Annotated in this window: 27 protein-coding genes; 20 read left to right on the top strand and 7 right to left on the bottom strand. The window is 62.7% G+C overall.

Annotated features, from left to right (window positions below; all coding sequences use genetic code 11):
* Positions 1–77 precede the first annotated feature (77 nt).
* The 6 genes from IB259_RS27675 to IB259_RS27700 all read left to right on the top strand — a co-directional run bounded on the left by IB259_RS27675 (position 78) and on the right by IB259_RS27700 (position 7,402).
* Entirely contained in the window at positions 78–497 is a 420-nt protein-coding gene (locus tag IB259_RS27675; RefSeq protein ID WP_225589257.1) for a VOC family protein, read from the top strand.
* A gap of 107 nt (positions 498–604) precedes the next feature.
* Positions 605–1,825 (top strand): MFS transporter, encoded by a 1,221-nt coding sequence (locus IB259_RS27680; RefSeq protein ID WP_175181651.1) that lies wholly within the window; start codon positions 605–607, stop codon positions 1,823–1,825.
* A 302-nt stretch (positions 1,826–2,127) separates the two neighbouring features.
* Positions 2,128–2,673: an RNA polymerase sigma factor gene (locus IB259_RS27685; protein ID WP_088159493.1), complete on the top strand. Its 546-nt coding sequence runs from the start codon at positions 2,128–2,130 to the stop codon at positions 2,671–2,673.
* Positions 2,670–3,686 (top strand): FecR domain-containing protein, encoded by a 1,017-nt coding sequence (locus IB259_RS27690; RefSeq protein WP_192330661.1) that lies wholly within the window; start codon positions 2,670–2,672, stop codon positions 3,684–3,686. The genes IB259_RS27685 and IB259_RS27690 overlap by 4 nt, the downstream gene beginning before the upstream one ends.
* A 100-nt stretch (positions 3,687–3,786) precedes the next feature.
* Entirely contained in the window at positions 3,787–6,213 is a 2,427-nt protein-coding gene (locus tag IB259_RS27695) for a TonB-dependent siderophore receptor (protein WP_119449830.1), read from the top strand.
* 295 nt (positions 6,214–6,508) lie between these two features.
* On the top strand, positions 6,509–7,402 hold the full coding sequence (locus tag IB259_RS27700; RefSeq protein ID WP_175163076.1) for a hypothetical protein: 894 nt from the start codon (positions 6,509–6,511) through the stop codon (positions 7,400–7,402).
* 72 nt (positions 7,403–7,474) lie between these two features.
* Here the strand turns inward: IB259_RS27700 and IB259_RS27705 are convergent, their stop codons facing one another.
* Both IB259_RS27705 and IB259_RS27710 read right to left on the bottom strand, forming a co-directional pair.
* Positions 7,475–8,230 carry an SDR family NAD(P)-dependent oxidoreductase gene (locus IB259_RS27705; protein WP_192330663.1) on the bottom strand — a complete coding sequence of 252 codons (756 nt, stop codon included), beginning with the start codon at positions 8,228–8,230 and terminating at the stop codon, positions 7,475–7,477.
* Between the two features lie 90 nt (positions 8,231–8,320).
* A complete protein-coding gene (locus tag IB259_RS27710) occupies positions 8,321–9,199 on the bottom strand; it encodes a LysR substrate-binding domain-containing protein (protein ID WP_192330665.1) in 879 nt (292 codons plus the stop codon).
* A gap of 148 nt (positions 9,200–9,347) precedes the next feature.
* On the opposite strand from IB259_RS27710, the gene IB259_RS27715 reads away from it, so the two are divergent.
* The 3 genes from IB259_RS27715 (at position 9,348) to IB259_RS27725 (ending at position 11,796) form a co-directional block, all read left to right on the top strand.
* Positions 9,348–10,472, top strand: a complete 1,125-nt coding sequence (locus IB259_RS27715; RefSeq protein ID WP_192330667.1) for an agmatine deiminase family protein — start codon at positions 9,348–9,350, stop codon at positions 10,470–10,472.
* Positions 10,473–10,674: 202 nt separating this feature from the next.
* A complete protein-coding gene (locus IB259_RS27720; protein WP_192330669.1) occupies positions 10,675–11,250 on the top strand; it encodes an isochorismatase family cysteine hydrolase in 576 nt (191 codons plus the stop codon).
* Between the two features lie 60 nt (positions 11,251–11,310).
* The gene (locus tag IB259_RS27725) at positions 11,311–11,796 is read left to right on the top strand and encodes a hypothetical protein (RefSeq protein ID WP_225596951.1); all 486 of its coding nucleotides are present in this window, start codon (positions 11,311–11,313) and stop codon (positions 11,794–11,796) included.
* 388 nt (positions 11,797–12,184) lie between these two features.
* Here the strand turns inward: IB259_RS27725 and IB259_RS27730 are convergent, their stop codons facing one another.
* Entirely contained in the window at positions 12,185–12,730 is a 546-nt protein-coding gene (locus tag IB259_RS27730) for a DUF2846 domain-containing protein (RefSeq protein ID WP_225596952.1), read from the bottom strand.
* A gap of 126 nt (positions 12,731–12,856) precedes the next feature.
* Here IB259_RS27730 and IB259_RS27735 point away from each other — a divergent pair, with 126 nt between their 5' ends.
* Positions 12,857–13,567, top strand: coding sequence for a hypothetical protein (locus tag IB259_RS27735; RefSeq protein WP_192330671.1), 711 nt, complete (start codon positions 12,857–12,859; stop codon positions 13,565–13,567).
* Between the two features lie 29 nt (positions 13,568–13,596).
* Here the strand turns inward: IB259_RS27735 and IB259_RS27740 are convergent, their stop codons facing one another.
* The 3 genes from IB259_RS27740 to IB259_RS27750 form a co-directional block, all read right to left on the bottom strand.
* The gene (locus IB259_RS27740; RefSeq protein WP_192330673.1) at positions 13,597–13,992 is read right to left on the bottom strand and encodes a YkvA family protein; all 396 of its coding nucleotides are present in this window, start codon (positions 13,990–13,992) and stop codon (positions 13,597–13,599) included.
* A gap of 80 nt (positions 13,993–14,072) precedes the next feature.
* Positions 14,073–14,570 (bottom strand): hypothetical protein, encoded by a 498-nt coding sequence (locus tag IB259_RS27745; RefSeq protein ID WP_125471036.1) that lies wholly within the window; start codon positions 14,568–14,570, stop codon positions 14,073–14,075.
* 6 nt (positions 14,571–14,576) lie between these two features.
* Positions 14,577–15,239 carry a hypothetical protein gene (locus IB259_RS27750; protein ID WP_175163057.1) on the bottom strand — a complete coding sequence of 221 codons (663 nt, stop codon included), beginning with the start codon at positions 15,237–15,239 and terminating at the stop codon, positions 14,577–14,579.
* Between the two features lie 222 nt (positions 15,240–15,461).
* Between IB259_RS27750 and IB259_RS27755 the strand changes: the two genes are divergently transcribed.
* From IB259_RS27755 to IB259_RS27780, 6 genes are all read left to right on the top strand, one after another.
* The gene (locus tag IB259_RS27755; protein WP_054455669.1) at positions 15,462–15,962 is read left to right on the top strand and encodes a sigma-70 family RNA polymerase sigma factor; all 501 of its coding nucleotides are present in this window, start codon (positions 15,462–15,464) and stop codon (positions 15,960–15,962) included.
* Positions 15,959–16,903, top strand: a complete 945-nt coding sequence (locus tag IB259_RS27760; RefSeq protein ID WP_125471038.1) for a DUF4880 domain-containing protein — start codon at positions 15,959–15,961, stop codon at positions 16,901–16,903. Before IB259_RS27755 ends, IB259_RS27760 begins: the two co-directional genes overlap by 4 nt.
* Positions 16,904–16,986: 83 nt before the next feature.
* Positions 16,987–19,350 (top strand): TonB-dependent receptor, encoded by a 2,364-nt coding sequence (locus IB259_RS27765; protein ID WP_192330675.1) that lies wholly within the window; start codon positions 16,987–16,989, stop codon positions 19,348–19,350.
* Between the two features lie 157 nt (positions 19,351–19,507).
* Positions 19,508–20,044 (top strand): DUF4189 domain-containing protein, encoded by a 537-nt coding sequence (locus tag IB259_RS27770; protein WP_119449818.1) that lies wholly within the window; start codon positions 19,508–19,510, stop codon positions 20,042–20,044.
* 136 nt (positions 20,045–20,180) lie between these two features.
* Positions 20,181–20,555 carry a glutaredoxin gene (locus IB259_RS27775; protein WP_013390852.1) on the top strand — a complete coding sequence of 125 codons (375 nt, stop codon included), beginning with the start codon at positions 20,181–20,183 and terminating at the stop codon, positions 20,553–20,555.
* 15 nt (positions 20,556–20,570) lie between these two features.
* Positions 20,571–20,993 carry a hypothetical protein gene (locus IB259_RS27780; protein ID WP_192330750.1) on the top strand — a complete coding sequence of 141 codons (423 nt, stop codon included), beginning with the start codon at positions 20,571–20,573 and terminating at the stop codon, positions 20,991–20,993.
* 155 nt (positions 20,994–21,148) lie between these two features.
* On the opposite strand, the gene IB259_RS27785 is transcribed toward IB259_RS27780, so the two are convergent.
* Positions 21,149–21,484: a hypothetical protein gene (locus IB259_RS27785; RefSeq protein ID WP_192330677.1), complete on the bottom strand. Its 336-nt coding sequence runs from the start codon at positions 21,482–21,484 to the stop codon at positions 21,149–21,151.
* A gap of 628 nt (positions 21,485–22,112) precedes the next feature.
* Here IB259_RS27785 and IB259_RS27790 point away from each other — a divergent pair.
* The 4 genes from IB259_RS27790 to IB259_RS27805 all read left to right on the top strand — a co-directional run bounded on the left by IB259_RS27790 (position 22,113) and on the right by IB259_RS27805 (position 26,229).
* Entirely contained in the window at positions 22,113–23,015 is a 903-nt protein-coding gene (locus IB259_RS27790) for a bacteriophage abortive infection AbiH family protein (RefSeq protein WP_192330679.1), read from the top strand.
* A gap of 272 nt (positions 23,016–23,287) precedes the next feature.
* The gene (locus IB259_RS27795; protein WP_370528719.1) at positions 23,288–24,343 is read left to right on the top strand and encodes an N-acetyltransferase family protein; all 1,056 of its coding nucleotides are present in this window, start codon (positions 23,288–23,290) and stop codon (positions 24,341–24,343) included.
* Entirely contained in the window at positions 24,321–24,695 is a 375-nt protein-coding gene (locus IB259_RS27800) for an ASCH domain-containing protein (RefSeq protein WP_192330683.1), read from the top strand. The genes IB259_RS27795 and IB259_RS27800 overlap by 23 nt, the downstream gene beginning before the upstream one ends.
* A 298-nt stretch (positions 24,696–24,993) precedes the next feature.
* On the top strand, positions 24,994–26,229 hold the full coding sequence (locus IB259_RS27805) for a Fic family protein (RefSeq protein ID WP_225596953.1): 1,236 nt from the start codon (positions 24,994–24,996) through the stop codon (positions 26,227–26,229).
* Positions 26,230–26,234 lie beyond the last annotated feature (5 nt).

Here is a 26,234-nt window from a genome sequence, read left to right on the forward strand (position 1 = left end):
CGCAGTAACAAAATCGTCATCCTCCGCGCCGCCCGCGGGTGCATCATGGGCGCTCCTGCTTATCCACGGGAGTACCCATGATGAGTGCCAAGTCACCCGAATCGGCGGCGCCCCGCCTGTTTCCGACCCTGCGCTGCCGCGACGCAGATGCGATGATCCGCTGGCTGACCGGCGTGCTGGGGTTCACCGAGCACGCCGTCTACCGCGACGACGGCGCCGTGCAACATGCGGAATTGGCCTATGGCAGTTCCATGCTGATGCTGGGCCCGGACCGCGACGACGCCCACGGCAAGCTGGTGGGCGACCTGCAAGGACGCCGCACCGACGCGCTGTATCTGGCCGTGGACGATCCGGACGCCTTGCATACGCAGGTCCAGGCCTCGGGCGCCACCATCGAAACCCCACCGTACGACACGGCCTACGGCAGCCGCGAGTTCGCCTGCCGCGATCCGGAAGGCAATTTGTGGAGCTTTGGGACGTATTGGCCCAAGGCGTGACGGCGGGCCCGGCCGGGGACACATGAGCCGCTCTTAGTTTCCCGTCAGCGACTTGTCCCTAGAATGCGGGGTCCGGCGCCCGTCGCGCGCCCATCGCGCCATCCTCCATGCCTGCCCCCGACTCTCCCAGTCCGCTTCAACGCCCCGCCTTCCTGCATTACCTGTTCGCGCGCATCGGCGCGTCGCTGGCCTTTCAGATCGTTTCGGTCGCGGTGGGGTGGCAGATCTATGCGCTGAGCGGCAGCGCGCTGGACCTGGGGCTGATCGGCCTGGCGCAGTTCCTGCCCATGGCGGTCCTGACCCTGGTGGTGGGCCATGTGGCCGACCGCTATGACCGCCGCAAGATCGTGGCGGTGTGCATGGCGCTGGAAGCGCTGGCCACGCTGGTGCTGGCGATCGCGGCCCTGCATGGCGTGGGCGGCAAGACGCTGATCTACGCCACCATCATCATCATGAGTTCGGCCCGCGCCTTTGAGGCACCGACCCTGGCCACGCTGATCCCGGCGGTGGTGCCGCGCGAATGGCTGCCGCGCGCGACCGCGCTGGCCTCGTCCGGCGGACAGATCGCACAGATCGCGGGTCCTGCGCTGGGCGGCGTCGGCTACGGGCTGGGGGCAGGGTGGATCTATTGCGTGGCGGCGGCCCTGTATCTGTCGGCCTTCGCGTCCATCGCCACGCTGGTCATCGAACGCGCGCCGCCGCGCAAGGAACCGACCACCTGGCGCACGCTGTTCGCCGGCATCACCTTCATCTTCCAGCGCCGCCTGCTGCTGGGCACCTTGTCGCTGGACCTGTTCGCCGTGCTGCTGGGCGGGGCCACGGCCTTGCTACCCATCTTCGCCAAGGACATCCTCAACGCCGGTCCCTGGGCGCTGGGCGCGCTGCGCGCCGCCCCCGCCTGCGGCGCCGCACTGATGTCATTGACGCTGGCGCGCCTGAGCCTGGGCGAGCACGTGGGCCGGCTGCTGTTCGGCGCGTTGATCCTGTTCGGACTGGCTACCACGGTGTTCGGCCTGTCGACCTCGATCCCGTTGTCCATCGGCGCGCTGGTGGTGCTGGGCGCGGCGGACGCGGTCAGCGTGGTGGTGCGTTCGTCCCTGGTGCAGCTGAATACGCCCGACCATATGCTGGGCCGCGTGAGCGCGGTGAACACGCTATTCATCGGCGCCTCGAACCAGCTGGGCGAATTCGAATCCGGCGTCATGGCCGCGGCCTTCGGCGCGGTGCCGGCGGTGGTGATCGGCGGGGTCGGCACCATCGCCGTGGCGGGGTTGTGGATGCGGTGGTTTCCGGAGCTGAGGAAGCTCAGGAGCTTGCACGCGCCCTGATGCGGTGCGCGCCGTGAACAGCGCGTCGAAACCCTCGGCAAGCTCCGCGTAGAGATCTCGCTGCTTCATATCATCCGCCTCCATCGAGTACGTTTCCCATGGCAAGGCGGTCATTCTGCCGGCGGCGCCCTGCACGGTCGTGCTTTCAACCTTTTCAGAATTGCCCCGCCTATTCCTCGCCGCGTCGCTCCCCGGCAGCAGCGTTTGATAATCTTGATACAATAAGAATCATTATCATTTGATCAAGCCATGCCTACGCGCCCAGGTCACAGAACCCGGCGCCGGACATCGACAGGGGCATCATGGGGGAGCGGTTCTTCGGCGTGATCGCCGAGGCGTACAAGGCGTGGAACGCGGAGCTGGTCGGTTTCCTGAACCGCCAGCTCAAGCGTTCGCCCGAGGCCGCCCAGGACCTGGCGCAGGAGACCTTCGCCAAATGGCTGGCGGCCCATGACGGCGCCGCGCCGCCGGAAAAGCCGCGCGCCTATCTGTACGAAATCGCCCGCAACCTGCTGCGCGACCACTGGCGCCGCGAGAATGTGCGCGACGAGCACGTGGTGGCCAGCCTGGACGATCAGGGTTTCGAGCCCACGGCAGTCGGCCTGGCCGCCCCCGCCGGCCTGCAGCCCGAGGCGCGCGCCGACGCCAGCCAGCGCCTGCGATTGCTGCAGGCCGCCATCGACGAGATGCCGCCGCGCCAGCGCGAGGCCTTTCTGCTTTATCGGTATGATGAGCTCCGTTGCGAGGACATCGCCGACCACATGGGCATCAGTGTGCGAGCGGTCGAGAAGCACCTGCAACTGGCGCTGGCGCACTGCAAGCGCCGTGTCCACGGCGAAACGCCATGACCCGATCCCTACCTTTGTCCGCTGTCGAAGAGGCCGCGAGCGCATGGTTCATGCGCCGCCGGGAGCGCGCGTCCGACGCCGGCGCCGAACAAGCCTTCCAGTCCTGGCTGCAAGCTTCGGCCGAGCATCGGCGAGAGTACGAGCGGCTCGAGCTGGTGTGGGAGGACATGGCGGCGCTGCCGCGCCCGGACTCCGCGCGGGTGCACTCGCAGCCGGCCAGCCACACGCAGAACCCGTCGCGCAGCCGGCCGCAGTCCCCGCCCCGCGCGTGGTCAGCGCCGACGCGGCGCCCCGCCTTCCTGCGCTGGGGCGGTGCGCTGGCCGCGATGCTGCTTGTCACGGCCGCCGCCTACCAATACGTGCCCATCAGCTACGAGACCATAGCCAACGCGTCCACCCAGACCCGCAGCCTGGACCTCTCCGACGGCACCCGGCTGCACGCCAACGTCGGCACCCGCGTGAGCGTGCGCTACACGATGGCCGAACGCCATATCCGCGTCGAGGGCGGCGAGGTCTACATCGATGCCGCCCCCGACCGCCGGCCGCTGATCGTGGCCGCGGGCGACGCGGAACTGCGCGACATCGGCACCGAGTTCAACGTGCTGCTGCTGCCCGACGTGCTGCAGGTCGGTGTGCGCAGCGGCGAAGTCAGACTGAACGCCCAAGGCGCCAACGCCCCCGCCGCGCAGACGCTTCAGGCCGGCGACACGGTGCTGCTGTCGCGAGCCGACGCGCGCCTGTTGCGCCGCCAGCAGGTGCCCGCCAGCGAGATCGGCGCCTGGCAGGGCGGCGTGGCGGTGATGCACGACGCCACCTTGCAGCAGCTGGCCGGCTACCTGGCCCTGTACCGCGACACGCCGCTGCGCTTCGCCGACGAGCGCGCCCGGGGCTTGCGCCTGTCCGGCACGCTGGATCTGCGCCAGCCGGACGCGGTCCTGGACATGCTGCCCGGCCTGTTGCCGGTGACGGTAAGCCGGCGGCCGGATGGCGCCGCCGTGATCGGCAGCCGCTGAAGACAAGAATTAAGAATTATTTTTAATTAGACAGGTTCGGGTTTTGGCGGCTGGCGCGTCTTCCCCAGTTGAAGATCCACTTCCAGACTGGGGAAAGTCCATGGCGCAACGCCATTTTCATCGTCGGCTGAGCGCCGGCCGTTACGCGCTGCTGTGCGCGCTGTCCATGAGCGCCGCGCTGGCGGTCCAGGCGCTGGCGCCATCCGCGGCCCATGCGCAAAGCGCCGTCGCGCAAAGCTTCGACCTGCCCGCCGGCAGCCTGGCCGACGCGCTGGTGGCGTTGGGCCGGCAGGCGCAGCTGCAGGTGCTGTTCAGCCCCGACGTCGTGGCCGGCCTGAGCGCCCCCGCCGTATCCGGCTCCATGACGCCGCAGGTCGCGTTGAACCGCCTGCTGGCGCGCAGCGGCCTGGTGGCCGTGCAGAGCGGCTCGGGCTTCGTGGTGCGGCGGCCGGCCGACGCATCCACCGGCGATGCCACCACCCTGGCGCCCGTGACGGTCACCGGCCGCGACCTCACCGTCACCGAAGGCACGGGGTCCTACACCGCCCCCGCCGTCACCATCGGCAAGAACGCGCAAAGCCTGCGCGAGATCCCGCAATCGGTCTCGGTGGTGACGCGCCAGCTGCTGGACGACCAGAACCTGACCACGCTGGACGACGCCATGCGCACCGTCACCGGCATCACGGTGGAAGCGGGCAGCATCGGCGGCAACCATGGCAACTTCTACTCACGCGGCTATGCGCTGGACACGATCCAGGTCGACGGCGTGAACACGCCGGCCAGCACCGGCAACGACCTGTCCTCGGGCTTCGGACTGGCCATCTACGACCACATCGAAGTGCTGCGCGGACCTTCGGGCCTGTACCAGGGCGCGGGTGATCCCGGCGGTACCGTGAACCTGGTGCGCAAGCGCGCGCAGAAGGAATTCGCCTTCAGCGGCCAGGTCATGACGGGCTCCTGGGACCGCTATTACACCGAGGCCGACATCACCGGTCCCTTGGACAGCGATGGGCGCCTGCGCGGCCGCCTGGTGGCGTCCTATGACGACCGCAAATCCTTCGTCGACGGCGTGTACACCGAGAAGCCGCTGTTCTACGGCACCCTGAGCTTCGACCTGACGCCCGACACCGTCCTGACCGCCGGCGCCACCTACCAGCAATACAAGGGCCGCCCCTTCTTCGGCCTGCCCGGCTACACCGACGGCCGCTTGCTGGACGTGCGCCGTTCCACCAACCTGGACCCCAGCTGGAATCACATCACCGAGGAGGTCACCGAGTACTTCGCCGACGTGGACCACCGCCTGGCCAATGGCGGACGCATCAAGGTCAGCGGCATCTACCGCGAACAGGACGAGCCCAGCCGCGAGTTCGGCTGGTCTGACTGCGCAGTGGACCCGATCACCGGCGACACCTGCCTCGTCAGCTGGAAGTACCGCAGCAACTGGAAGACCTATGGCCTGGACGCCTTCGTTGCCACGCCCTTCGAAGCCTTCGGCCGCCAGCACGAGCTCACCGTGGGCGCCGACTACCGCAACGTCCACAAGAACTTCCGCTACGGCGGCGGCGACAACGCCGACACCAACCTCTACCACCCCAACAACAACATCCCCAAGCCGGACTACCAGTTCACCAACGGCAACGACAGCAAGACCGACCAGTACGGCCTGTATGCGCGCACCAATCTGCGCGTGACCGACGCGGCCACCATCATCGCTGGCGGCCGCTTCACCTGGTGGGAAAACCGCACGCAAAACCGCAACGCGTACTTCAACCAGTTCACCAACACCAGCGACAAGATCAACGGCAAGTTCACGCCCTATCTGGGCCTGGTGGTGGACCTGAACGAGCAGTTGTCGGCCTACGCCAGCTACACCAGCATCTTCACGCCGCAGACCGTCACCGACGTCAACGGCCAGCTGCTGGACCCGCGCACCGGCAAGCAGTTCGAGATCGGCCTGAAGGGCGAATTCCTGGACAAGCGCCTGAACGGCCACGCCGCGCTGTTCCGCATGGAAGACGAGAACCGCTCGATGACGGACCCGAACAATCCGCTGTTCTCCATGGCCGCAGGCAAGATGCGCAGCCAGGGCTTCGAGGCCGAAATCAGCGGCAGCCCCGCGCCAGGCTGGGACATCACCGCCGGCTACGCCTACACCACCACCAAGACCCTCAAGGGAACGGAAGAACAGAAGTCGCAACAGTACGCCTTCATCACGCCGCGCCACACCTTCAACCTGTGGACCAAGTACACCTTCGCCACCGGCACGCTGGAAGGCCTGTCGCTGGGCGCGGGCGTGCGCAGCGTCAGCAGCATGTACCGCCTGAACGGCCCGGTGAAGTTCGAGCAGCGTCCGTACACCACCGTGTCCGCGCAAGCCGGCTACCGCTTCAACAAGCACCTGGAAGGCACGCTGACGGTGAACAACCTGTTCGACAAGGTCTATTACCAGCGCGTGTGGGCCGCCTACGGTTCGAACTACTACGGCGAGCCGCGCAGCGTGATGCTGAACCTGCGGGCGACGTACTGAGGGAAAACGCCGCGCGAAACCCATCCCCGTCCCGTAACGGGCGATGGGTTTCACGCATTGCAGGACAGTTCTGTCCGCCACGTCTTTCTTGCGCCACACCCATCCTACGATCCCCGAGCAAAACGCCGATTCCGTGGCAGACTAGCCAGGGGCGCTCCATGCATTGCAGTCCGACACAATTGGCAAATTGTTGTCCGACGCGGATTGCAACGGGCGATTAGGATGGCGCCGCACAGACAGAGACAGGCGATCACAAGGCTTTCCCGCCTGAGGCCGACAAGAAGATGTCCGACACATGAAAACCATTCAGAAAACCCGCCCCCCTGGCCGTTTGCTCCGCACCGCCATGGCCGGCCTGCTGGCGTCCACCCTGGCCGCGCTGTTCAGCCCCGCCGCAACCGCCGCTGAATCCGCCGGCGCCGCGGCGCTGCCGCCCACCGCCCAGGCCGCCGCCATTGCACCGCCCGATGTGCCCACGGTGATGTATTCCATCTACCAGATCGACGGCAAGGGCGCCGATTCCTACGAAGTCGCCAACGGCAGCATCGCCACCTTCTGGTTCGGCCATGCCTTCGAACTGGGCGGCACGCGCTACTACACCGGCTTCACCTGGGACACGCGCGAACGCTACGGCAAGCCGGGCGAAGACGAGGTCGGGCCCGGCACTCAGGTCAACCTGGCCGAAGCCACGTACACGCTGACCGGCGCCACGCCCGAACGTCCCTGGAAGTTCCGCGGCATGAAGCACTCGGTCGGCGAGTTCGGCGCCTACGAAAAACCGGAAGACGTCGACACCCGCCGCAAGCCGGTGGAGTACCGCACGCCCGCTGGCAAGCTGCTGCTGGCCGTGCCCACCGAAGGCTTCGACAACGGCATCAGCTTCAGCGGCTACGCGCTGCTGGTCTTCAATCCGGCGGGTCCGGACGAAGGCGCGGGCTGGACCTATGTGGGCAGCATCAATACCGGCGAAGACAATAGCGCGGCCTGCGCCGAAGGCGACGTCATGCCTTGCGTGGCCAGCTCGGGCGAACTGGTCTTCTCCGCGCATGGCGGCAGCGACATGCCGCGCGTGACCGTCAAGCGCAGCGGCACGGAAATCGCCGGCCCGGACAAGACCCGCCAACTGGGCGCGGGCGATGCCGTCGTCTACGCCTACGACACAGCCAGCAAGAAGTACGCGGAGAAGTAAGGCCGGCGTTGCTGCCAGCCGGGCGCGCAAGCCGGCTTCCCAACGGCTGCGCTGCCCGCGCGGCTTGTGCTGCTACGTGAGATTCAAGCCACCATCGGACAGCAGGATCTCGCCGGTCAGATAGTCCGACGCGGCCAGCATGGCGACCGCCTGCGCGATATCCTCCGGACTGGCCGCCCGGCGCATCGGCGCCTTGTCGCGCCACAGCGCCTGGGCCTGCGTCCAATCGGACGTCATCGGCGTGTCCACCAGGCCCGGCGCAACCGCATTCACGCGGATATGCGGCGCCAGCGAAAGCGCGAGCAAGCGCGTCACATGGTTGAGCGCCGCCTTGGTCGCCGCATAGGGAATGGAAGCGCCTTTGGGCCGGATACCCGCGTGCGAACTCACGTTGATCACGCAAGCCGGCCGGCCATGCGCCGCCGCCGCCGCTTGCAACGCGGCCTGCGCTTCGGCCACCAGGCGAAACGGCGCCACCACGTTGACCTCATGCAATGCATGCCAGATGTCCGGCGTGGCCGCGGCCAGGTCCGCATGGGGAATGACTTGGCTGATTCCAGCGTTGTTGACCAGCACGTCCAGCCGCCCCCATGCCGCGACGGCTTCCCGGACCAGCCGGACCCGGTCGGCATCGTTCGCAAGATCCGCCTGCACGTAGACAGCATCGCCCAGCTCGCGCGCCAAGGCATGGCCGGCTTCAGCCGAACGGCGTGAATGCACGACCACCGCATAACCGTCCCGCGACAGGCGGCGGGCAATGGCCTCGCCTATGCCGGAGGTAGAGCCCGTGACCAGCGCGACGGGACGCGTAGATTGCAAATGGGACATCGAGGAATCTCTTGCTCTGGAATGCGCCGCATGTGGCGATGGGTCTACAACTTAACACCGTGATGAAAATCGCAACCTGAGAGACAAGGCCTAGGCTGCCGCGCCGCCGTCCTCGCGCGACGCGTCCAGTTCTTCGGACACCCACTCGCAGAACGCGCGCGTCAGCGGATCGTCCTCGCTGTCCCGATGCACCAGCAACGCCCATTTCGGACCGCGCACGGTCTGCTCCGTCAACGCCGCCAGCGAGCCATCGCGGCGCGAGCGGTCGGCCAGCAAGCTGCTGACCAGCGCCATGCCCAGGCCCTCGCGCGCCGCATCCAGCAACAGGCCAGGGTCGGAAAAATTCATGCCCTGGCCGCGCTGGCCCACGTCGGCGCCGCCTTGCGTTTCCCAATGGCTCCAATCCATCTCGCGTTCGCCATGCAGCGTGGCGCGCGTCTCGGCCGCCAACAGGCGAGGGTGGCAGGCTGGATACATGCGGTCCTCGACCAGCACGCGGAACGCGCAATCGGCCTGTGGGCCCAGGTCGTCGCGCAGCGCGATGTCTATGGTCTGTTTGGCCATGTCCGGCGCGGCATCGCTGGTGTACAGCCACAGGTCCGCCTCGGGATGCAGGGTGCGGAAGGCTTCCAGCCTGGGCAGCAGCCAGTGCCGCGAAAACGCCGGACTGGTGTTCACGATCAGCTGGTTCGGCTTGCGGTACTGGTCCAGCCTGCGGATGCCGGCTGCCAACTGCTGCAGCATGGCCTGCGTCGTGCCCAGCAGATCCCAGCCCGCATCGGTCAACGACACCGCGCGCCCCTGGCGGAAAAACAGCGGCTGGCCCAGATAGTCCTCCAGGCTGCGCACCTGCTGGCTGATCGCCGACTGCGTCAGATGCAGCTCGTCAGCCGCTTTATGGAAGCTGCCCAGGCGGGCGGCCGCCTCGAAGCCGCGCAGCACGTTCAGGGGAGGCCATTGCTTGAGCATATCAATAAGCCCTGCTAATCAGAATTCCACTAAATATATCGCTAGTCCGCGCGGCCAGGCGGGAAATACACTGCAATTCAAGAGGTGCGCACCTTTGACTCAAACATAACCATTTTTTATCGATCTTCCAGAATCCCAGGAGCCCGACGTGCCCACCCGCCGCCAACTCATCCAACACACCGCCACGCTCATCGGCGTCCAGGCCGCCGCCTTGCTGGGCCTGGGTCTGCTCGCCCCCGGCGCACGGGCGGCGCCAGCGCCCCGGTGGCACATGCCCGACGAAGGCGCGCCCCAGGCCCGCGCCTTCATCGCCTTCGGCGCCCAGGACGCCATCTGGGAAGACTTCACCGCCGACGTCCAGGCCGCGCTCGGCCGCATCGCCCGCGCCATCGCCGCCCACCAGCCCCTCACCGTGTTCTGCCGCGCCCGCGAACGCAGCCTGGCCGAACGCCATTGCGGCGCCGACAACGTCAGCTTCGTCGAAACCCGCCTGGATGACATCTGGATGCGCGACATCGGCGCCAACTTCGTGCTCGACGGGCGGGGCGCGGCCACCGGCGTGGACTTCAACTTCAACGGCTGGGGCAACAAGCAGCGCCACACCGCCGACGCCAAGATCGCCGCTGAAACCACCGAGGTCACCGACACCGAATACCTGCAAAGCGAACTGGTCGGCGAAGGCGGCGGCATCGAAGTCGACGGCCGCGGCACCGGCATCATGACCGAAAGCAGCTGGATCAATTCCAACCGCAACCCCGGCTGGAGCAAGGCGGAAGTCGAAGAGGAACTGAAGCGCTGCCTGGGCCTGCGCAAGATCATCTGGCTGCCCGGCATCAAGGGTAAGGACATCACCGACGCCCATGTCGATTTCTACGCCCGCTTCGCCCGGCCCGGCGTCGTCGTCGCCAACCTCGACATGGACCCCGAGTCCTACGACTACGCGCTGACCCGCAAGCATCTGGAGATCCTCCGGCGCGCAACGGATGCCGACGGCAAGCCGCTGGAAATCCACACCATGAGCCCGCCGCTCAAGCCCCGGCGCAGCAAGTTCCTGCGCGACAACTCCGACTTCGCGGCCGGCTACATCAACTACTTCGTCATCAACGGCGCCGTCATCGCGCCGGAATTCGGCGATGCGGAAGCGGACGCGAAGGCGCGCGACCTGCTGGCGCGTTTGTATCCGGGGCGCAAGGTGGTGCAACTGGATATCGACGCCATTGCGTCAGGCGGCGGCGGGATTCATTGCGTGACGAATCAGTTGCCGGTGGCGTAATGCCCGGGCTCGCGCGAGGGATCGCGCGGCGCCAGAACCTCCACCCGCTTTCCATGCGCAGTTGTGCCATGGCCGCCGTGGTAGAGTCGTTCGTCCTTCCTGTCGCACCCCATCACCTCGCCAAGCGTCACACCATTGCGGGCCGCCCAGGCAGCAGGCCGACCCGCAAGGCGCGCATGGCAAACCCTTTGCGGAGCGGAGCATGAACACCCAGACCCCGGCCATCATTCCGGCGCGTACCGCCTTGCTGGTCATGCACTACCAGACCGACATCATGGAACTGTTTCCGTCGGTCGCCCCCGCCTTGCTCAGCAACACGCGGCAACTCTGCGACGCCGCGCGGCGCGCCGGCGTCAGCGTCTATTTCGCCAAGATCCATTTCAGCCCTGGCTATCCTGAAGTCAGCCCCTTGAACAAGAACGGGCAGGGCATCAAGCAACTGGGCCGCTTCGTCCACGACCGCATCTCGCCGGAACTCGACCGCCGCGAAGACGAGCCCATCATCATCGCCCACCGCGCCAGCGTGTTCTTCGGCACCGACCTGCAAGTGCGGCTTTCCGCGCAGAGCATAGACACGCTGATCATGGCCGGCGTCGCGTCCACCGGCGTGATGCTGTCATCGATTGCGCATGCCAGCGACGCGGACTACCGCCTGCTGACGGTCAAGGACTGCTGCTACGACCCGGACCCGATCGTGCATGAGCATTTGTTTGCGACGGCGTTTGAATCGCGCACCACCGTGCTGTCGCTGGACGATGCCTTGTCCTTGCTGGGCTAGCGGACTGCTGGAAGAATACCTGCCTCCATGACCCCGACGGGTTCACCCTCGCTGCCCATCATGTCTTTCCAAACGATTCCTGCAGAACCTTACGCACCGCGCCGCATGGCGTTCATCGAACAATGGCGCGAAGACGGCCTGGCCATCAAGGCCTACGCGATACAACGCAATCCCGATCCAGCCGTTGCGCTGCTGTCCGCTGAAGTGGCCGCAGCCGCGCGCAAGACCGCAATGGCCGCGTTGCGAGACGCCGCCAGCGATCCGCGCGCCACGGGCTTGGGCTTCTGCATCGTGCACGTGGGCGAAGAAGCGGTCTGGCTGCTGGCTGACTGGTGGATATCCGGCGGCATCCTGTGCCAACAGATGTACTCCGCGCCGCTGGATCGGCCCGAACAGTTTCAACCCGTGCAGGGACCGTTCATTGCCTGCGTGTGGGAGCTGGAAGTGACCGCGCATGAGCGCGGCGCGTGGATGCGGCATGCGCTGCGAGAGACGCCGGATATCAGCGCGTATTTGGCGGACGTGCTGCCTGCGGGCAGCTATTGAGACTGCCTCAAGCAGCGCGGCGCTTACTTCCTGAGATAGGACTTCTTTCCGCTATCGGTGTAGCAGAACGTTCCGCCCCGCGGCCCGGTGCAGTATTGGCCATCACGGCAGCTGCATGCGCCATTCGAGCCGGAAGCCGAGGGCTTGGAAACAAGTGGCTGTGCGCTGGAATCCGGACTTGAGCACACGCGTTTCGATGCGCTGATCGAACCGTCGCGACACAAGAACTGTTCTCCGACGCAACGTTCCACGCCGCCCTTCTTTCCGGAGCAAGGATAGTTCGCCGAATGGGCCGTCGCGGCAAACAGCAAGGCCGCCAACAACAGACCAAGACGCATCGTCATTTCCATTGCAAGTAGGCAAGAACAGCGGCGGGAGCGGACCGCGATCAGCCCGTGCAACGGCCTTCGGCCGCCAGGTTCACTTCGGACTTGGAGATCACCCGCTGACCTTCCTCTTCCGTTACCTGCTCCACGCCGGCGCCACCCACAAATACGCCCATTTTGATGAATTGGCGCACGAAGTAATTCTTGCCCGCCTCCATCATCACCATCAGGTCGTTCGGCGAAAACTCCGACTCGGTGGAGACTTTGTGCTGCTCGTTGCCGGCGACCTGCGTGTAGAAGAACACGCGGTCGGCGGTTTCACCCAGGCACTTGCCGTTGACGTACACGTCCTTCTTCAACGCCTTGCCCACAAAGCTATCCCGGTAGACATACAGGCCGGACTTTCCTTCGTCCGGCACCGGGAACGATTTGGCCTGCTTATTTTGTTCCGCTGGCGCCATCGGCACATTGGCGCAACCCGCGATCGTCATTACGCAAGCGGCAGCGGCCGCCAACTTCAACATCTTTTTATTCATGTGATTCATCTTCTTCAGCTTAGTTATCTGCCGCTTCCTGCCCTCCGCAGGGGAACGGGTAAATGTATCCAAAAGATTCTAATAATGTCACATGAATACCAAATAAGCTATCTGACAGTAGGAAATAATGCTGTTCCGGGATTAGAAATGGCAGACTACGACTCCCCGGCGACATCGCAGCCAGACATCTCCTCGTCCATGAACAAAACCGAAGGCGCTACCTTCCTAATGGCGCATGACAAGGGCAACTCGCACTTCAGCGATCTGCACTTCCACGACTGCACCTTCGACAACGGCGCCCTTTCCATGGTCAAGACCCCACAGCGCATGTCGCGCGTGCAGAACGTGCGCGTTTCCAAATGCCGCGCGGTCAACTCGATGATCCAGCCCTGCATGTTTGAAGACGTGCTGATCGAGGACTTGTCCACCAACCCCATCCTGCTGGTGTGGGCCTCGTTCTTTCGCCGGGTCAAACTGGCGGGCAAGATCGGCAAGCTCAATCTAAACCTGACGCCCACCGCGTTCTGCAAGGACGAGCGCCTCCTCGATCAGTTCGCAACCGCGCGCGCCGCCTTCTACGCCGAGACGGATTGGGCCTTGGATATCAGCGAAGCCAAGCTGCTGGGCCTGCGCTGCGAAGGCGTGCCGCTGCACCTGATCCGGCGCGATCCGCAGACGCAGGTCATCGTGGACAAGCAGGGGAATTATCCGGGGCACGAGGCGCTGGGAGCGGATTTCGTCCAAGCGTTCCCGGGCATCGCCAGCACGCTGCATGGCTTTGATAGCTCGCCCGCCCAGTCCATGCTGCTGACCGCCTCGCTGGCCGCGCCCAAGGCGCGACGGGACGAGGAAAAGGGCGCGATCGCGGAACTCAGGACCTTGGGGTTCGTGGAAGAAGGTTCGGCGTAGTTCTGCGCGCAAGCCCGCCGGTCAGGGCGCTAGCGAAAATACGGCGCAAGCCAGAACCACGCCGCAAGACTTATCCCCAGCCATAGCGCCACGATCATCACCGCGCCCGCCACACTCCGCGGCTTCTTGCCCTGCGACTGCATCCAGGCGTCCGCCTGAACCCTGCATTCCTGCAGCACGTCGGCCGGCAACAGCTTGATGGCCAGCCAGATCAGGCCGGGCAACAACAGCACGTCGTCGATGTAACCCAGCACGGGGATGAAGTCGGGGATCAGGTCGATGGGGCTGAGCGCGTATGCCACAACGAATACACCGAGCGCCTTGGCGTACCAGGGCGTGCGGGCGTGCTTGCCGGCAAACCATAGCGTCAGGCCATCGCGCTTGATGCGCTTGGCCCAGGCTTTCAGGCGGTCGCTGAGGGTCATGCGGAAAGCGGGTGCTCGCACCCAATAGCCGTGAATGGACGTAGTCTGACACACCTTTTCCGCTCATACGGCGCGCTGCTTCAGGGCTTGCGGTCGATGACAATCCGATTGCCATCCCGGCTGCACGTCAACGTATCCCGATACGCCGTGCACAGCTTGTCCACCAGCGCGGACCAGCAGGCGCCGCTGACCGGTTGAGAGATCACCACGGTCTCGGCTCCTCCCTTCAACAGGATATCGGCGCTGGAGTTCCGGCGTAACCCTTCGGCGATGGAACCGAGTGTGCGAGGCGCCCCTGAGAATTCTTCCGCGTTGGCGGGGAACCTGTTGTTCAACTGCCAGTAAAGCCCTCCAACCAAGGCGATGGAGAGAAGTATCAAGAACACGCCGGCAGGCCCTTTCAAACCATATTTGTCGATGGTCGTTTCCACCTCATGCTTGGTGTTTGGCGTAGGGGAGGGTCTGGGTCGAAGCAACAAGTAGATCCCCAGCACGAACAAGATCAGGGCCACCACGACGGCAACAAGCAGCACGGCCCAATCCAATCCGGGAAGTTCTCGCATGCAGGTGAGATCCATGGCCGATCACCTCTTCGCATCAGAGAAGAAAAGCACCAGCAATTGCGACGCTTGCTTGTAGTCCATCAGCACATAGCCTCGCCCGATCTCAAACTGAAAGCCTTCCGTCCACGTCACCGAAAGCGGCGGCCTTTTTCCTTGGAATACTTCCGCTATGACGTTGCTGTATTTCCTGGAGAAAACAACGATCTCGTTGTCGATCTGTTTGACGGGCAACTCCGCGATGACGACGGCCTGTCGAAACAAGCTGCCTCGCGCCAGGACCGGCAGGGCGCTCTCGATAAAACCGCTCTCGCTCAAGGCCGACGTGTCTCCCGACTGCGCAAACGCCAGATAGCGGGGGAAGATCTGCGCCGCGGATTGCAACTGCGCTTGGTACGCGTCCTGTCCAAGGATGGAAGTAAGAACCGCCGGATTGGCCCCGATACCCGAGAAGCCGTATTCGCACTTGCGTCCGCCGGCATAGCGCTGGACGGTGCAGGTCCCGTTGACGCTATAGGCCTCGTATTGCCCGGATGAGAAGCGGCATTCGCAGTATTTCGCCGGCGCAAGCGGCGCGGTGGTTGGAACGTTCTGGCCGGTGCCTTGCGCTTGGGCTGTGGCGCCCAGCGCGATGAACGAAGCTCCAATGGCAGCCAGAGCATGCTGGATGAATCGAGAGTGTGGCATGGGTACACCTCGCTTTATTCAACCACCTGAACGGGATAGTGAAGCTTGCCGCACATTTAATAACGATCCCGCGCGGTCTGAACGAGGATTAATCCATCAGGAGAGATCCAAAATGGGCTCTGCCGGTGGAGCGGGTGACGATGAAGTCTCCATCCCCTTTGGCTTTCCCGAACCCATCATGCCATAATTGATAACGATTCCCATTTATTCACAGCACAAGCCGTGGACTCAACGCGTGACACCTGCTTTTCCACCATCTACAAGAGCGACCATCCCTGGCTGGAGCGCCGCCTCCAGAACGGCCTGCGCAATCGCGAGGATGCCGAGGATGTCGCAGGCGAAACCTTCACCCAGTTGCTCTGCCTTCCTGCGCTGGAGCAATTGAATGAACCCCGCGCGATGCTCATCACCATCGCGCGGCGCATCACATGGCGGCTGTGGCGCCGGCGTGAACTCGAGCAAGCGTGGCTGGAGATGCTGCGCCTGCAGCCGGAACCCCTGGAGCCCTCGGCCGAAGAGCGGGTACAGACCTTGCAGTCCTTGCAGGCGCTCGACACGGCGCTGGACGGTCTTTCTTCCAAGGCCAGGATGGCTTTTCTCTACAGCCAGCTCGACGGCATGACGCATGTGGAAATCGCCGCGCGGCTGAAGGTTTCTCCCACCATGGTCCGCAAATACATCGTCCAGGCCCTGCGCCGTTGCTGCGAGGTGTTTGGCGTATGACGCCCTTGGACATGCGCAGCCGCGAGGCGGCCATCGAATGGCAGGTCTGTCTGTCCAGCGGCCAGGCCAGCGATGCCGACCGCAAGGCTTTCGATCGGTGGTTGGCGGAAAGCCCGAGCCACGGCGCGGCCTGGCAGCGGCTGAACTCGGCATTGGACGGCACGCTGCATCGCCTGCGGCCCGGACTGCTTGCCGACGGCAACCCGCTGCGGCGTTCGCTGGTCGGGCCGCAACTCGCGCAGCGCCGCAGGCTGGGCAAGCTCGTCCTGGCGGGCGGGACCGTGCTGCTCGGCGCCGGTGTCGCGGACCGCTATGTGCCGCTGCGGCATCTGACGGCGGGCTATGTGACCCGCACCGGTGAACGCCGGCGCGTGGCCTTGCCTGACGGCAACATGATGGAGTTGGACGCGCGCAGCGCCGCAACGCTGGACGGGCAACACGGCATACACGTGTCTTCTGGTGCCGCCATCTTTGAGGTGGCGGCAGGCCAGGGGCTGCAAGTACGTCTGCCCCATGGCGAAGTCCGCCTCGCCCAAGGCCGCGCCATGGTGCGCTGCGCGTCCGAACGCAGCTTCTGTCTGGCCCTGAGCGGAGCCGCCGAGGTCTCCACACTTGCCGGTATCCGCCGGCACTTGGCGCCTGGCCAAAGCGTCTGGTTCGACGCGCAGCAGATCGATGCGGTGCAGGACAACCAGGAGTACGCCGCCGCCTGGAGCAACGGCGAGCTTGAAGTCCATGACGAACCCCTGCAGACCGTGATCGATGCCCTGGCCCGATATCGGCCAGGTTGGCTGCGAGCCTCACCCCAGGCGTCCCGCCTGCGCGTCACCGGCCTGTTCCCGCTGGACGACAGCGACCGCGCCCTGGCGGCGCTCACGCATACCCTGCCCATCCGGCTGCAACGGCTGGGCAGTTGGTACGTCATGATCGATCTCGCCTGAAAATTTTTTCTGCGCCAGGTGTTTTTTTGCCGGCGCCGATGCACATACATGGAACGCGTGCTCACGCATCCACGGAGTGTTCCATGCTTTCCCTCAGGTTTCCGGCTGCCTGCGTCATCGCAGCCGCCGCCAGCACCGCCCATGCCCAGGCGCTGCGCCAGTATGATTTGCCCGCGGGCCAGCTGGATGTCGCGCTGACACAGATCGCGCGCATCGCGGGCGCGGTCATCTCGTTTCGCGCCGAACTGGTGGCGGGAAAATCCGCGCCGGCCATCTCCGGCCGGTTGACCGTCGACGAAGCCACCGCGCGCGCGCTGACCGGAAGTGGGCTGGAGCTACGGCGCACACCGGACGGCAGCCTGACCGTGGCGCCATCAGGCACCACGACGCTCTCGCCGGTGACGGTCGAGGCGGCCACGCTGGGCGTGACCGAGGGCACGCATTCATACACCACGCCGGTGATGGCCACGGCCACCAAATTCGAGCTTTCGCCGCGCGAGACGCCGCAATCGGTCAGCGTGGTGACCCGCCAGCAGATCGAGGACCGAGGCTTCCAGTCCCTGGACGATGTGGCCCGCGACACCACCGGCCTGACCACGCGCCAGATTGGCGGCGGCGAGCGCACGCAGTTCTTCTCACGCGGATTCGAAATCAGTTCGTTCCTGGCCGACGGCGTGCCGCTGGCCTACGACTACGACACCCAGGGCGTGGCGACGCTGGCCATGTACGATCACATCGAAGTGCTGCGCGGCGCGGCCGGCATGATGACCGGTGCAGGCAATCCCTCGGGCACCATCAACCTGGTGCGCAAGCGCGCGACAGCGGTGCCGCAGTTTTCGGTGACCGCCAGCGCCGGCAGCTGGGACAACTATCGCGGCGAAGTCGACGGGTCGGGCGCGCTGAACGAAAGCGGCACCTTGCGCGCACGCGGCGTCGTGGCCTATCAGGACTCGGATACCTTCAAGAAAGCCTACGAACATCAGCGCCAGCTCTATTACGGCACCATCGAAGCCGACCTCACGGCAAACACCACGCTCAGTATCGGCGGCTACTACAACCGCGAAGACAACCCCGGCGCGGATTGGAATGGCCTGCCGACCCGCCGCGATGGCAGCTTCTACGACTTCAAGCGGTCGACCCGCCTGTCGCCGGATTGGGCCTATTGGAACAAGGAAAACACCAGCTTCTTCGCCGAACTCGATCATCGCTTCGACAACGGCTGGTCCGGCAAGCTTACCGCCCGCACGCTGCGCGCCAAGATGAACATGCTGGGCAGCTACCTCTATCCCCTGGAGAACTCGACGTTCTTCGGACAAGGCTTGGGCCAGTACAACTACGACAAGACCCAGTACAGCGTCGACGGCTACCTGAGCGGCCCGTTCACGCTGCTGGGGCGTACGCATGAACTGGTGCTGGGCGGCAGCTTCATGAAGAACAAGGACGACGACGGTCCTGGCGGATGGCCGTTGGGCTATGACATGACGGTCGATCCCGAACACTGGGACTCCAGCGCCGTCGAAAAGCCCACGTTCGTCTACCCCTGGTCGCGCAAGGGATTCCAGCGCCAGATGAGCGGCTACGCCACCACGCGCCTGAGCCTCGCCGACCCGCTGACGCTGATGCTGGGCGCCAGGCTGGACTGGTATGAATACGACATGACGCTGAAGTCCGGCGACTACGTCAGCCCGCCCGCGGCCTACAAGGTCAACCACGAACTGACACCCTACGCGGGCCTGATCTACGACCTGGACCGCCACCATTCCGTCTACACCAGCTGGACCAGCGTGTTCCAGCCGCAAAACTACCAATCAGCCAGCGGCGCACCGCTGGATCCGGTCATCGGCACCAATCTGGAAGCGGGCATCAAGGGCGAGTATTTCGACGGCCGCCTCAACGCCAGCGCGGCGGTCTTCCAGATCCGCCAGCGCAACCGTCCAGTCGCCCTGACCACCTCCTCGTGCGGCCCAGGAGTGATCGAATGCTATGCGCCCTCCGGCAAGGTGGAAAGCCGAGGCGTCGAATTCGAAGTGGCAGGCGCAATCACGCCGGGCTGGCAGGTGTCGGCCGGCTATACCTACAACCAATCCAAGTATCTGGAGGATTCGGGCAACCTCCGGGCTGGCGCAGCGTATGACACGCAAACCCCGCGCCATCTGTTCAAGCTATCCACCATGTACACCCTGCCTGGCTCCTTGAATGCCTGGCGTGTGGGCGGGGCGATGCGCGTGCAAAGCGCGATCAGCTTGCCTGCCTACAACGTGCGCCAACCCGGCTACAGCATATGGGATGCCGTGGTGGCTTATCGGGCCAGCCCGAATCTGGATCTGCGGCTGAACGTCTACAACCTGTTCGACAAGTACTACTACCAAGCGATTGGCAGCAACCAGGACAACAACCACTTCGGCGCGCCGCGGTCGTTTTTGTTGACGGCGAAGTACACGTTTTAAGGTTGGGGCGTGGCTGGGAGAATCGTTCGTAGAAAGAATTTCGGACTACACTTTCCGGGGCAATTTCACAGCCTGACACCTTGCCTCGGACTCTCTGCCTGCCCGGCCTTGACCCACGGCATCCGGCTTGAAGAACACGACAACTGCGAGACGACACATGCGTGCTTTAAAAGCGGCTTTCCTGCTGGCGATACTGTACCTCGGCGTCGCTGTCTCGGCGCAGGCCGAACAAGGTTGCCCGGACGGCTTTATGCCCAACGCCGCCGGCACGCCGGGCCAGCAGTGCGTGCCGATCCCAGGCCTGTCGCGGCCACAAGGCGGCACCGGCGCGCAAACCGCGCCTGACCAACCGCGCTGGACCACCCGCTGGGGCGCAATCGCATACGACCCGCCCTCGGGCTCCGTCGGCATCGCCGCCGACAAGACCAGCAAGGTCAAGGCCGAACAGGCCGCGCTGGAGCATTGCGCGTCCAAGGGCGGCAAGGGTTGCAAGACCAACATCACCTACTACAACCAATGCGTGGCGGTGGTGTACGGCCCTTCCCCCAAAGGCGAGGGCGTCTTGATGAATTCCGCCAGCGCCGAGACCAAGGAACAGGCAGAAGCATTGGGCATGGAAACCTGCAATAAAGCCACGCAGACCTCCTGCAAGACCTTCTATACGGGCTGCAGCTACCCGGTGCGGTTTCAATAACGCGCGGGCTTCAACTACCGACCCATGACGTGACACGGGATGACCACGGGCCTGCGCAGCTGACGGCACTCGCGATACTGAAACACGCTGCACAGAGTAGACTGGCCGCCTGTCCATCTGTATCGAGTCCTACTCCATGCTAGTCAAAGCCCTACGTGTCGGCCTGGGTCAAATCATCGTGCTGGGCGACGCGCTCACGCGGCCCCGCCCGCAACAGCGCTCCGCGCAAGGCCAGGCCACGGTCAACACCGAAGCGGCCAAGCTGTCGCTCTACCAATTCCACGCCTGCCCGTTCTGCGTGAAGACGCGGCGCGCCATCCACAAGCTCAACGCGCCCATCGCGCTGCGCGACGCCAAGGGCGATCCCGAAGCGCGCGCGCAACTGCAGGCAGGCGGCGGCAAGGTGAAGGTGCCCTGCCTGCGCATCGACGACGCCGCGGGCACGCGCTGGATGTACGAGTCCAGCGACATCATCGCCTACCTTGAACAACGCTTCGCCAACGTAGCCTGACAAGGGTTCATGGGCATGATGCGCCGGGCTCGCCTGTTCCTCATCGCCCTGGGCGCCGCGAGCACGCTGGCCGGCTGCGATGCCGCGCTGGAGCCCGCGCCGCCCGGGTCGAAACTCAACGCTGAAGCCATCGCCACGCGGGACACCCCTCCGGAGCATCAGTTCAAGGGCATGTTGGCGGGGCAGCCCGTGCATCTGCTGGTGCATAAATGCAAGGTGTACAAGGTCGAGCCGGCCGAAGGCGAGAACGTGAAGTGGACGCTGGTGTTGGAAGGCGACCTGTATCCGCTGCCGACCATCTGCATCCGCCAATCGCTGACCGAGAGCAAGGGCGTGGTGACCGCGTTTATCGGACGGCAGGCGTTTGGGGCGGGAGGGTGTTGTACGGGGACGCCGGAATATCGTTCTAAGGACGGGGTGAATTGGAAGCCGCATTGAGTGCAGGCTTCGCATTCGTCGGCGCTGGCTAGGGCGTCGCGCTGGAAGCACCGGGCGGGATGATGCTCGGCATGGGGGTTTATGGGGCGGCGCGGACTAGTGCGGGTCTTTCTATGTTGGGGACCGCCAATATGGGACGGTCCCCTGATTCGCGGCTACTGAATCGACATCGACGCGTTGTGCATCGCACCGCCTTCCTGGTCTGCATCAACTGCGCCGGTCCGCGTTTGTTCCAGCATGGCGTCGGTCAGGCGGCTTACGTGATCGCATAGGCTTTCCACACCGCCCATCAACGCGGCCACCGTCCAAGCTTCCAGAGGCTGCGAGCCGGTAGCGTCGGGTTCTGATGCGCTGTTGCCGACCATACGGGCGATCGCTTCGATGGCGTGGCGGGCGCGGTCAATGTAGTAGAGATGGGCGAGGGGAATGGAACCGAACTCGGGGTCGGTGTCCACGGACCAGGGATTTTGGGTTAGGGGGTGGGATTGCATGAAAGCCTCCAAACGCCAAAGACACTATCCGGCTTCCAAACCGGGCCACCGTTGGACGGTAGCGAAGTGAGTATACGGGACACGGCTAGGGAGTCTCCGCCGGTGATGACAATTTCGCCACGCTAAGTCGCCGTTTAACGCGAGACGCTCCGCCGCTGATTAGCAATCGTAGCTAAAGATCGCGACCTGAAAACTGGGCTCAACACGTAGCCGCAATCCGTATGGCGCAGGAAGACTAATGTTGTATCGACCGGTGACCAGAATCGCTGCGGTGAACTCGATGTATTTCCCACGATTATCGTCCATAATCCGTACGCATGGACAGCTCAGAAGGCGTTAAATAAAGGCACCAGACTACAATTTGGCAGCATGCGGCTGGCGAAATTATGGTCTGACACGTTTATTTCGCGCAACCACAATTTGACAGCATGTAGGCCGCGGACTGGCACCATTTATACTTTCCCGTTCGGCCTCCGAAGCCACATTCACGGAGCCCGAGCCAAAATAACAGAATGGGTGTCGTAGCACTCTGCAACCATACGCCGCGAAGTTGCGATCCGATGCTTGCATTTTTCGAAGCAAGCCATCGCCAAATTTCAACGACTCACCTAGAAGAAGTGAACCACCAATGCATTCCAACAAACTCTATATTGTCGGAAATGGATTTGACCTATGGCATGGAATTCCGTCGAGCTACATACAATTCAAGGAGTATGTAAGACTACACGATCGAGACTTGTTTGATGCCATCGAGAACTATCTTCACGCCGACGAAGACTGGAGTGATCTTGAGTCTGCGTTGGCTAACATAGACGTAGATAGCATTATTGACGACCTCGGCCACTTCATGCCTTCATACGGTGCCGAGGACTGGAGTGATTCGGGACATCACGATTTCCAGTACGAGGTCGAGAAGCTAGTGCAACGTCTCTCCGCAGAACTTAAGGCATGCTTCGGTGAGTGGATTCGGACTCTGGTAATTCCAACGGCTAGCACGGCTACCAAGTTCCTAAGGGGCATCGACGTGAATGCCATCTTCTTGACCTTCAACTATACATCGACGCTTGGAGACCTCTATGCGGTGCCCAACACGCGTGTGCTGCATATCCATGGTGACGCCAGGGAGCAGGACCGCGAATTGATCTTGGGACACGCGTGGAATCCGACGCAACGCCAATCCCTCAACGATCGGCTCGACATCGAAGATATCGATACACGGTTGATAGAGGCACACGACATCCTGGACGACTATTTCTCGCGGACGTTCAAACCTTCCGAACAATTGATCCGCGAGAATCAGGCGTTCTTCGACCAACTCGGCGCAATCAAGACCGTATTTGTTCTGGGTCATTCATTGTCCTATGTTGATAGCCAATATATTCAAGCATTGCTAAGAGTTCCCAGCATTGCTGCCGCACATTGGTATGTCGCCTGCCGTTCTGAACATGAGCGGCCAACGAAATTTGACCTACTGGTCGCGCAAGGAATCGATGTTCAGCAGGCCTCCACAGTTCTCTGGGCCGATATCTAAGCAAGAAGGATCCAGGCCTGTTCAGAGCTCTATCGGAAGGCCGCCCTTCCTGAATCGCTGGAACCAGCGTGAAGCAGTCACGTGCGGAAATGCACTCGCAACGCTGCTCCAGCCGACAACAGCGCTTTAGCGAATGGCTGATTTCGCCCCAAAAGATGACGTCTTTAGCTGACGACAAGCGCTGAATTCGTCATTACATCGGGTGATTAGCTATATTTTTTTCTATGCATGTGACAGAATGTGAAAAACTTGTGCTGAGAGAGGATAGTAAAGTGGCTCTGGAGCATCGCAGATTTTCTGACATAAATTTGTCAGATTCATTTTTTGATTCATTGAAAGCGGATTACGCCGAATTTTCGGACTGGTTTCAGCGGAAAGTGGCGTCTGGCGAGATGGCATATGTCTTCTACTCCGATGACAGTATTCTGGATGGTTTTCTTTATCTAAAGATCGAGAGTGACGCCATCGTAGACGTGACACCACCACTTCCCGCCCTTTCACGAGTGAAGGTAGGCACATTCAAGATCAACGCGCATGGAACGAAACTCGGTGAGCGATTCTTGAAAAAGGTTTTCGACCACGCTATCGACCAGCGCGTGGAAGAAATTTATGTCACGATCTTCGACGCACACGAGGCGCTGATAAGACTTTTCGCTTCCTATGGGTTCGAGAGGATCGCGTCGAAGACCTCCTCCAACGGAGTTGAGGGAGTATATCTCCGCCGACTTCGTGTACCATATCTGGATCCGATTGCGAGCTATCCGCTGGTCAATCTACGAAATAGTAGACCGCACCTACTTGCGCTTCATCCGAATTGGCATACGCGTTTGCTGCCTGACTCAATATTGCAGAACGAAGACGCACGCGTGGTGCAAGATATTTCGCACACAAATAGTATCCACAAGGTTTATCTTGGTGCGATGCCAGGCATGTCGGGACTTAGACGCGGCGATCCACTTTTGATCTATCGAACTTCCGATGGTCTGGGTCATGCCGAGTATCGCTCCGTAGCTACATCAATATGCGTAATGGAAGAGTATCGGCACATTTCATCATTTCCATCGCTTGAATCGTTTCTTGCGTACTGCAACCCCTATAGCGTGTTTACTGAGCAGGAGTTGCAGCAGTTCTGGGCAACACAGAGATATCCGCATGTTTTGAGGTTCTCCTACAATATCGCTCTCAATCGGCGCCCTACGAGGCAGCGTCTTGCCGATGATATCGGCTTAAGTCGAAATGCGCGCTGGTCGTTGCTCCCAATTACGTCTGAGCAACTGCAACACATCGCCCGTTTAGGTGAAATCGATGAAAGTCTTGTTGTCAATTAAGCCCGAGTACGCCGAGAAAATTCTCAACGGAGAAAAAAAGTTCGAGTTCCGCAAATCCGTGTTCAAAGACCCAAAGGTTCGAACCGTTGTTATTTACGCGACCATGCCTGTTGGAAAAATTATCGGCGAATTCGATATCAAGTCAGTGCTCAGCGAATGTCCGGACGATTTATGGCACAGGACTAAGGATTTTGCCGGCATAACTCGAAAGTTCTTCGATCAGTATTTTTTTGGTCGTAGTACCGCCTATGCAATCGAAGTGAAAGAAGTACGCAAGTACAGAACACCATTGGACTTGATTTCGATCTTGCCGCACAGCACGCCTCCCCAGTCGTTTTGTTATTTGTATTGACTTTCGAGGTGGCACCCAGCGGTTTCGCGCTACTTTTTTTTGGCTATGATGGTGTCAGACTACAATTTACCCAGTGAAATTTCAGTCTGTCACCATATTTTGAAACCCGTATGGCGCAGGGCGGCTAATTTCGTATCGACCGGAGAACAGGATCGCTGCGGCGAAATCGTAGTCTGACACCTTTTATTAAGACATTCTTCAGTTTCTGCGCGCCCAGCGGCGCGAGAACTTGCCCTGGGTAAGTTCGAGCGAACTGGCCTACCGAACCGGCGTCAGTTGGTCCACGGTTAAGCGCCAATTGGAAAACCTGCGCAAAGCCGGCACGGTACTGCGCGAGGGGCAGGGCCGGGCAACTCGCTATCGGATTGCGGACGAAACAACCGCATCGACACTCCCAACGGCCATTGCCATGCGGCTGGCGTCTGGGGCCACCGGGATGATCTGGTCTGAACGTGGTCAAGCCCTGCTGGCCCGGCTTCGGCAGCCGCTGTCGGCGCGTGCGCCTGTGGGATACGAACGCGCCTTCGTGGAAAGCTATGTGCCGAACCAGAGCTCCCCGTTGCCGCCTTCGCTGGCGCAAGACTTGGCCGACGAGGGCCGCATGCCAGGTCAGTCGCCAGCCGGGACTTACGCGCGCCGCGTACTGGAGCCGCTACTGCTTGACCTGTCCTGGTCATCCTCTCGACTGGAAGGCAACCGGTATTCCCTGTTGGCCACGCAGGAGCTCTTCAAGCACGGCATGGCCGGGGAAGATCTGGATGCAGTGATGCTGCTCAACCATAAGAGGGCCATCGAGTTCCTGGTCGATGCGGTGCCCGCACATGGCCTGACGTCCGCCGTGATCGGCAACCTTCACGCGATTCTGCTGGAGGAACTATTGGCCAATACCGACGGCCTGGGCCGCATCCGCCAGATCGTGGTCAACATCGGAGACACGACTTACGTGCCGCTCCAGGCGCCCTTGTTGCTGCAGGAAATGTCCGACCAGATTGTGGAGAAAGCGCGGCTTATCAAGAACCCAGTCGAGGCGGCATTCTTTCTGTGGGTGAACCTGGCCTATTTGCAGCCGTTCGAAGACGGTAACAAGCGGACCAGCCGCCTGTCGGCCAACATTCCGCTGATGCTTTACAACTGCGCGCCGCTGTCCTTCCTGGACGTAGAGGTACAGGACTACGTCTACGCAATGTTGGGGGTCTATGAATACGGCGACGTGACGCTGGCGGCAGAGCTGTTTGCCTGGGCCTATCGGCGCTCGATCCGCAAGTACGCCGTGCAACTGAACGCTGCGGGCGTGCCAGATCCGGTGCGATTCCGATTCCGGGAAAAACTGAACGAAGCGATTGGCCGGGTACTACGTGAACAGCAAACCGCCGACACCGCAACGGCGGCGCTGGGCCTATCCGAAGACGATGTTCAGTTATTCCGCCCGATACTGGCGCAAGAACTGCGCATACTGGACGTGTACAACTGCGCGCGCTATCGCTTGTCGATGGACCTGGTCCAACAATGGGTCGAGGCCGGGCGGCCACACTGAAGCAA

It is taken from the genome of Achromobacter sp. ACM04, from assembly GCF_014851465.1.
In the GTDB taxonomy this organism is placed as follows: Bacteria; Pseudomonadota; Gammaproteobacteria; order Burkholderiales; family Burkholderiaceae_B; genus Achromobacter; species Achromobacter aegrifaciens.

Bases quoted from the DNA above. Each gene is read 5' to 3' on its own strand.
- IB259_RS27675 (WP_225589257.1), top strand. From the start codon at position 78: ATGATGAGTGCCAAGTCACCCGAATCGGCGGCGCCCCGCCTGTTTCCG.
- IB259_RS27680 (WP_175181651.1), top strand. From the start codon at position 605: ATGCCTGCCCCCGACTCTCCCAGTCCGCTTCAACGCCCCGCCTTCCTG.
- IB259_RS27685 (WP_088159493.1), top strand. From the start codon at position 2,128: ATGGGGGAGCGGTTCTTCGGCGTGATCGCCGAGGCGTACAAGGCGTGG.
- IB259_RS27690 (WP_192330661.1), top strand. From the start codon at position 2,670: ATGACCCGATCCCTACCTTTGTCCGCTGTCGAAGAGGCCGCGAGCGCA.
- IB259_RS27695 (WP_119449830.1), top strand. From the start codon at position 3,787: ATGGCGCAACGCCATTTTCATCGTCGGCTGAGCGCCGGCCGTTACGCG.
- IB259_RS27700 (WP_175163076.1), top strand. From the start codon at position 6,509: ATGAAAACCATTCAGAAAACCCGCCCCCCTGGCCGTTTGCTCCGCACC.
- IB259_RS27705 (WP_192330663.1), bottom strand. From the start codon at position 8,230: ATGTCCCATTTGCAATCTACGCGTCCCGTCGCGCTGGTCACGGGCTCT.
- IB259_RS27710 (WP_192330665.1), bottom strand. From the start codon at position 9,199: ATGCTCAAGCAATGGCCTCCCCTGAACGTGCTGCGCGGCTTCGAGGCG.
- IB259_RS27720 (WP_192330669.1), top strand. From the start codon at position 10,675: ATGAACACCCAGACCCCGGCCATCATTCCGGCGCGTACCGCCTTGCTG.
- IB259_RS27725 (WP_225596951.1), top strand. From the start codon at position 11,311: ATGTCTTTCCAAACGATTCCTGCAGAACCTTACGCACCGCGCCGCATG.
- IB259_RS27735 (WP_192330671.1), top strand. From the start codon at position 12,857: ATGAACAAAACCGAAGGCGCTACCTTCCTAATGGCGCATGACAAGGGC.
- IB259_RS27740 (WP_192330673.1), bottom strand. From the start codon at position 13,992: ATGACCCTCAGCGACCGCCTGAAAGCCTGGGCCAAGCGCATCAAGCGC.
- IB259_RS27745 (WP_125471036.1), bottom strand. From the start codon at position 14,570: ATGGATCTCACCTGCATGCGAGAACTTCCCGGATTGGATTGGGCCGTG.
- IB259_RS27750 (WP_175163057.1), bottom strand. From the start codon at position 15,239: ATGCCACACTCTCGATTCATCCAGCATGCTCTGGCTGCCATTGGAGCT.
- IB259_RS27760 (WP_125471038.1), top strand. From the start codon at position 15,959: ATGACGCCCTTGGACATGCGCAGCCGCGAGGCGGCCATCGAATGGCAG.
- IB259_RS27765 (WP_192330675.1), top strand. From the start codon at position 16,987: ATGCTTTCCCTCAGGTTTCCGGCTGCCTGCGTCATCGCAGCCGCCGCC.
- IB259_RS27770 (WP_119449818.1), top strand. From the start codon at position 19,508: ATGCGTGCTTTAAAAGCGGCTTTCCTGCTGGCGATACTGTACCTCGGC.
- IB259_RS27775 (WP_013390852.1), top strand. From the start codon at position 20,181: ATGCTAGTCAAAGCCCTACGTGTCGGCCTGGGTCAAATCATCGTGCTG.
- IB259_RS27780 (WP_192330750.1), top strand. From the start codon at position 20,571: ATGATGCGCCGGGCTCGCCTGTTCCTCATCGCCCTGGGCGCCGCGAGC.
- IB259_RS27785 (WP_192330677.1), bottom strand. From the start codon at position 21,484: ATGCAATCCCACCCCCTAACCCAAAATCCCTGGTCCGTGGACACCGAC.
- IB259_RS27790 (WP_192330679.1), top strand. From the start codon at position 22,113: ATGCATTCCAACAAACTCTATATTGTCGGAAATGGATTTGACCTATGG.
- IB259_RS27800 (WP_192330683.1), top strand. From the start codon at position 24,321: ATGAAAGTCTTGTTGTCAATTAAGCCCGAGTACGCCGAGAAAATTCTC.